We start from the raw sequence: 6,276 nt of genomic DNA on the forward strand, positions 1-6,276 counted from the left end.
AGCGGCTACAACGTGACCGCCGCCGTGGTCGACCGCGCCGGCAACCTGCGCGCCCTGCAGCGCGCCGACAACGCCGGCCCGCACACCATCGGTGCCGCACAAGGCAAGGCCTACACCTCGACCTCGGCCCGCAACACCACGGCGGCGATGCTGGAGAACGTGCAGAAGAACCCGGGCGCCGCGACGCTGGTCGACATCCCCGGCTTCCTGATCCTGGGCGGCGGCGTGCCGGTCAAGGCCGGCAACGAGGTGATCGGCGCGGTCGGCGTGGGCGGTGCGCCCGGCGGCCACCTGGACGAGGCCTGCGCCAACGCCGGCATCGCCAAGGTCGCGGACCTGCTGAAATGAAACCCCTCCGGGTCATGGCGCTGGCCCTGTCGCTGGCATTCGGCGGCCCCACCGCGCAGGCCCAGGTCGCACCCAGCGCGGCCGAGGCCGCCGCCTACACCGGTCTGCACGCTGCGGCGCACAAGGGCGACCTGGCCAAGCTGCAGCGGCTGGTGACGGTGGGCGCGGCACTGAACGCCACCGATGGCCAAGGTCGCACGCCATTGCATGTGGCGGCGTTCGCCCGGCAGCGTGAGGTGATCCGTGTGCTGGCCAAGGCCGGTGCCGACCTGAACCGGCTGGAAAACGATCGCTACGACGCCGTCACCATCGCTTCGGTGGCCAACGACGAAACGACGCTGAAGGGGTTGCTGGAACTCGGTGCCAGCGCGACACAAGTAACCAGCCGCTACGACGGCACGGCCCTGATCGCGGCGGCGCACCTGGGGCACGACGGCGTGGTGCGGCAGCTGATCGCGGCCGGCGCGCCGCTGGACCATGTGAACAACCTGCACTGGACGGCGGTGATCGAGTCCGTCGTGCTGGGGGACGGCGGCGCTCGTCATCAGGCAACGTTGAAGGCGCTGATCGACGCGGGGGCCAACCTTCAGTTGGCGGACCGCAGCGGTCAGACGCCGTTGGCGCTGGCGAAGGCGCGCGGGTTTACGGCCATGGTCTTGATGCTGGAGAAGGCTGGGGCTCGTTGAGTCCTTCGTTCCAGCGTTTCTTCAATGGTTGGAAGGGCTGGGGTGGCCAACTCCGCTCATGTCCCCCGGGGCCTCTGCGCGGCCCCTCCTCCTTTACTTCGCTGCGTCGACCACCCCAGCCCTTCCAACCGCGCACCACCTGGCCATCCCACAGTCGCACACCCACATCACCTCGGATCGGGGTGGCAGCGCGTTCTGTGCAGTGAGGTCAAGGGGGAGGACCGGCGCAGCCGGTCCGGGGGCCACGAATGGAACAGAGCGCGCTGGCGACCCGATCCCGCGAGGTACGGGCTTTACGACAGCGTGACCCGAGCAAACTTCCGCTTGCCCACCTGCACCACATAGACCCCAGCGCCCAGCTTCAGCCCCTTGTCGCTGACCACGGAAGAGTCGATGCGCACACCGCCGCCATCGATCAGCCGGTTGCCTTCGCCGTTGGAGGCCACGAGACCAGCCGCATTCAGCAGCGCCGCCACGCCCATCGGCGCACCCGACAGCGCCACCTCGGGGATCTCGTCGGGCACACCGCCCTTGCTGCGGTTGATGAAGTCCTGCTCGGCCGCGTCGGCCGCCGCCGCGCTGTGGAAACGCGCGGTGATCTCCTTGGCCAGCATCACCTTCGCGTCCTTGGGGTTGCGGCCGCCCGCGACTTCTTGCTTCAGCGCCTCGATCTCGGCCATGGACCTGAACGACAGCAGCGTGTACCAGCGCCACATCAAGGTGTCCGAAATCGACAGCACCTTGGCGAACATGGTGTTGGCGTCTTCGGCGATGCCGATGTAGTTGTTCTTGGACTTGGACATCTTCTCGACGCCGTCCAGACCTTCGAGCAGCGGCATGGTCAGGATGCACTGCGGCTCCTGGCCGTATTCCTGCTGCAGGTGGCGCCCCATCAGCAGGTTGAACTTCTGGTCCGTGCCGCCCAGCTCCAGATCGGCCTTGAGTGCCACCGAGTCGTAGCCCTGCATCAGCGGGTACAGGAACTCGTGCACGCTGATCGGCGTGCCGGCCTTGAAGCGGTCGTGGAAGTCGTTGCGCTCCATCATGCGCGCCACCGTGTACTTGGCGGCCAGCTGGATCATGCCCATCGACCCCAGCGGCAGACTCCATTCGCTGTTGTAGCGGATCTCGGTCTTGGCCGGGTCCAGCACCAGGCTGGCCTGCTTGTAGTAGGTCTCGGCATTGGCCTTGATCTGCTCGGTGGTCAGCGGCGGGCGCGTGTTGTTGCGGCCCGAGGGATCGCCGATCAGGCTGGTGAAGTCACCGATCAGGAAAATCACCTGGTGCCCCAGGTCCTGCAGCTGGCGCATCTTGTTGAGCACCACCGTGTGACCGATGTGGATGTCCGGCGCCGTCGGGTCCAGCCCCAGCTTGATGCGCAGCGGCACGCCGGTTTTTTCCGACTTCGCCAGCTTCTTCACCCAGTCGCCTTGCGGAATCAGCTCGTCGCAGCCCCGCAGGCTCACGGCCAGCGCCTCGCGCACACCGTCCGTCAGATCCCCTCCCGCATCGGCTGGCAGGGTATTACTTTCGGTTTCTTTTGCACTGAGGTTCATACGGGTTTCTTCAGATGTCAGAGAGGCCCCGCCCACTAAAATGGCGGTTGCTGCTGGCGGATTTTAGAGCGCTGCCCCGAGCGATCGAATCGCTGCCTTGCCCGGACATCACCGGGCCCCGGAACTTGTCCGAGCCAGCCAGCTCCCAACCCGAATTGTGTTTTTGTGTGGCCCTGTGGGCGACACCGACCGGAACTGTTGCCTATGCGTGAATTCCTGACCTCCCTGAGCCTGCTGGCCAGGGCCGTCGCCCACAGCCTGGAACGCCACCCGCGGCGTGTGATGGCGGGCGTCGGCACCCTGTTGCTGGGCACCGGTGTCACCGCCTTCGGCATCGCGCCGCTGGGCCCCGACGCCGCCCAGCTGCCCGTCACCCAGGTGATCGAAAGCCTGGCCATCGACCCCCTGGTGCCTGCCGACCTGGCGGCGACCGCCCAACTCAACCTGTTCCGCAGCGACGCCGTGCGCCGCGACGACACAGCCCAAAGCCTGCTGCAGCGCCTGGGCGTGCGCGACAGCGCTGCGCTGGCCTTCCTGCGCGACGATGCGCTGTCGCGCCAGCTGTTCAGCGGCCGTGCCGGCAAGCTGGTCACGGTCGAAACCGACGACCAGCACCAGCTGCTGCGCCTGACCGCCCGCTGGCTGCCCGACGACGAACGCAGCTTCAACCGGCTGGTGCTCGAACGGGGTTCGCAGGGCATGAGCAGCCGGCTGGAAGTTGGCCAGCTCACCCCCTCCAACCGCCTGTCCAGCGGTGAGATCCGCAGCTCCCTGTTCGCGGCCACCGACGCGGCCAACCTGCCCGACAGCGTGGCCGTGCAGCTGGCCGAAATGTTCTCCAACGACATCGACTTCCGCCGCGATCTGCGGGTGGGCGACCGCTTCAGCGTGGTCTACGAGAGCCTGGAAGCCGACGGCGAGACCATGCGCGCGGGCCGCGTGCTCAGCGCCCAGTTCGTCAACGCCGGCCGCCACCACGACATGGTCTGGTACGAAGAGCCCGGCCAGAAAGGCGCGTACTACGGCTTCGACGGCCAGAGCACCCGCAAGTCCTTCCTGGGATCTCCCCTGGCGTTCACCCGCGTGAGCAGCGGCTATGGCATGCGCTTCCACCCCATCTCGGGCAAACAGAAAGCGCACCTCGGCGTGGACTACGCCGCCCCGACCGGGACGGCGGTGCGCACCATCGGCGACGGCGTCGTGACCTTTGCCGGCGTGCAGCGCGGCTACGGCAACGTGGTCGAGATCGGCCACAAAGACGACCAGTCAACCCTCTTCGCCCACCTGAGCCGCATCGACGTGCGCAAGGGTCAGCGCGTGAGCCAGGGCGATCAGGTCGGCGCCGTCGGTTCGACCGGGGCCTCCACCGGGCCACACCTGCATTTCGAGTTCCGCGTCAAAGGCCAGCACCAGGATCCGCTGATGATCGCGCGCAACAGCGAATACGTCCCCATCAGCCCGGCGCTGCGCGCCCGCTTCGATGCCGTCGCCCAGGCCCAGCGCCAGCAGCTCGATGCCGCAGCCAGCCTGCAGCAGGCCAGCGCCGAATAAGCCCATTCGCCGCCGCCGGCCGGTCACAAAAAAAGAGCGCCTCGGCGCTCTTTTTTTTATCTGCGGACGCGGAACCGTCAGACGCTGAAGCTCGACCCGCAGCCGCAGGTGGTGGACGCGTTGGGGTTGCGGATGACGAACTGCGCCCCTTCCAGATCTTCCTTGTAATCAATCTCGGCGCCAACCAGGTACTGGTAGCTCATGGCGTCGATCAGCAGCGACACGCCGTTCTTGCTCATCGTCGTGTCGTCTTCGTTGACCACCTCGTCGAAGGTGAAGCCGTACTGGAAACCCGAACAGCCACCGCCCTGCACGAACACGCGCAACTTCAGGTCGGGGTTGCCCTCTTCGGCCACCAGTTCGGCCACTTTGGCGGCGGCACTGTCGGTGAAGATCAACGGGGCGGGCATTTCGGTCTGGACGTTTTCGGCAACAGCGCTCATGGGGATTCCTTCAAGGGGGCGAAGCACCGGAGCCAACGCCCCGGGACAACAGATGGCAAATGCTAGTGCAAATCACCCGGAACAGGCGATCAGCCGTTGTTTGCCGCCAATTTCAGTGTGGGTTTGTCTTCCGCCCCACCCGCGGTGGGTTTGAGCTGGCCGGCAATGGTGGCGCCCTGGTGCATTTCCAGCGCCTTGTACGACACATCACCTTCGATGCGCGCCTTGGGCTGCAGTTCCAGCAATTCGAAGGCGTGCACCGGGCCCTTGACGCTGCCGTTGATGATGACGTGATCCGCATGGATCTGGCCCGTCACGCTGGCCAACTCGCTGATCACCAGGATGCTGGGCTGCTCGTCGCTGGCCCGGATGTCACCCACCACGTCGCCGTCCACGCGCAGGCCGTCGTGGAACAGCACGTTGCCGTCGATGCGGGTGCCCTGGGCGATCAGGCTTTTGATGGGGGGTTGTTTCTTGTTGCCGAACATGCGTTCTCCAGACGACGGGGTTAGAGCTTGAGGGTCTGCACCGACTTGACCACGCCGCCTTGCAGGATCTTGGCGGTCACGGTTTTTACCACGGCCTGCGCAGGAACGTCCACGACACCCTCCTGCCGGAGGTAGCTCTTGACCAGCACCGGTTGCGCCGCCGGCGCGGGGCTCAGCGACCAGGACTTGCCCTCCAGCGTGCCGACAAAGCTCAGCTCCAGCGTGCCCTTGAAATCCGGCGCGTTCTTGAGCGCCTGGATCAACAGCACCTGCCACTTGAGCTGCCCTTCGCCCACGCGCTCAACCTGCAGCCCACGGATGCTCAGCGCGTCGCTGCCGGTGCCGGGGATCAGGCGCTCGAAAAAGCCCAGGTCGCTGCGCAACGCCTGGTTGTCGGTTTCGAGCTGGCGGATCTGCAGCAGCAGCTGATCCTGCGCAGACTTCTCGGCCGTGAGCAGGCTCTCGGACGTGTTGGAGATGGACTGCGCCCGGCCCAGGTCGGTGCGCAGCGTCTGCACCTCGGCGCGCAGCTGCTCCAGTTCCTGCTTGGCGTTGCGGTCCAGCCCGGCGATCTCTTTGCCGAACTCGAACGCCCACAGCGCCATGGCGCCCGAGAAGCCCAGCACCACCGCACCGACCAGCCAGCGCACCGGCCAGGGCAAGGCACTGCGCACCGCCACACGGGGGGCGCTCACCGTCAGGCGTCGACGCAACAGACGCAGCCTCATTCAAACCCCTTCCAACGGCAAGGCTTGCAAGCAAATGCAAGCCCCAGAAAACAAAAACCGCCCCAAGCGAACTTGAAGGCGGCGTTTGCGGCAGAAGCCAACGCGGTTTAGCGCTTGCTGAACTGCTTGGCGCGGCGTGCGGAACGCAGACCGACCTTCTTACGTTCGACTTCGCGTGCATCGCGGGTCACGAAACCTGCTTGCGACAGGCCGGACTTGAGCGTTGCGTCGTAGTCGATCAGGGCGCGGGTGATGCCGTGGCGGACAGCGCCGGCCTGGCCGGATTCACCACCACCGTGCACGTTCACCTGGATGTCGAAGGTCTCGGCATGGTTCGTCAGCAGCAGAGGCTGCTTGGCGATCATGATGGACGTCTCGCGGCCAAAGTAGGCCTGGATGTCCTTGCCATTGACCGTGATCGTGCCGGTGCCTTTTTTCAGAAACACGCGGGCGACGCTGGATTTGCGACGGCCGGT

8 protein-coding genes are annotated in these 6,276 nt (G+C 66.2%); 3 read left to right on the forward strand and 5 right to left on the reverse strand.

The annotated features are described in order from the left end of the window. Both RMP09_RS18615 and RMP09_RS18620 read left to right on the forward strand, forming a co-directional pair. A partial coding sequence (locus RMP09_RS18615) for a heme-binding protein (RefSeq protein WP_310567469.1) occupies positions 1-348 on the forward strand: 348 nt, incomplete at its 5' end. A 14-nt stretch (positions 349-362) separates the two neighbouring features. Beyond that, positions 363-1,034 carry an ankyrin repeat domain-containing protein gene (locus RMP09_RS18620; RefSeq protein WP_310567470.1) on the forward strand — a complete coding sequence of 224 codons (672 nt, stop codon included), beginning with the start codon at positions 363-365 and terminating at the stop codon, positions 1,032-1,034. Positions 1,035-1,327: 293 nt separating this feature from the next. Here RMP09_RS18620 and tyrS read toward each other — a convergent pair whose 3' ends face one another. Next, positions 1,328-2,590 (reverse strand): tyrosine--tRNA ligase, encoded by a 1,263-nt coding sequence (gene tyrS, locus RMP09_RS18625; protein WP_310567471.1) that lies wholly within the window; start codon positions 2,588-2,590, stop codon positions 1,328-1,330. 204 nt (positions 2,591-2,794) lie between these two features. Between tyrS and RMP09_RS18630 the strand changes: the two genes are divergently transcribed. Next, positions 2,795-4,141 carry a M23 family metallopeptidase gene (locus tag RMP09_RS18630; protein WP_310567472.1) on the forward strand — a complete coding sequence of 449 codons (1,347 nt, stop codon included), beginning with the start codon at positions 2,795-2,797 and terminating at the stop codon, positions 4,139-4,141. A 77-nt stretch (positions 4,142-4,218) separates the two neighbouring features. Here RMP09_RS18630 and erpA read toward each other — a convergent pair whose 3' ends face one another. The 4 genes from erpA to rpsI all read right to left on the reverse strand — a co-directional run. Continuing rightward, entirely contained in the window at positions 4,219-4,584 is a 366-nt protein-coding gene (erpA, locus tag RMP09_RS18635) for an iron-sulfur cluster insertion protein ErpA (RefSeq protein WP_310567473.1), read from the reverse strand. Between the two features lie 89 nt (positions 4,585-4,673). Continuing rightward, positions 4,674-5,072, reverse strand: coding sequence for a polymer-forming cytoskeletal protein (locus RMP09_RS18640; RefSeq protein ID WP_310567474.1), 399 nt, complete (start codon positions 5,070-5,072; stop codon positions 4,674-4,676). 20 nt (positions 5,073-5,092) lie between these two features. After that, positions 5,093-5,800: a DUF6776 family protein gene (locus tag RMP09_RS18645; RefSeq protein WP_310567475.1), complete on the reverse strand. Its 708-nt coding sequence runs from the start codon at positions 5,798-5,800 to the stop codon at positions 5,093-5,095. A gap of 107 nt (positions 5,801-5,907) precedes the next feature. Beyond that, positions 5,908-6,276, reverse strand: a 369-nt coding sequence (gene rpsI, locus RMP09_RS18650) for a 30S ribosomal protein S9 (protein ID WP_310567476.1), incomplete at its 5' end; no start/stop codon positions are given.

It is taken from the genome of Hydrogenophaga sp., from assembly GCF_031426985.1.
Classification (GTDB): Bacteria; Pseudomonadota; Gammaproteobacteria; order Burkholderiales; family Burkholderiaceae_C; genus Hydrogenophaga.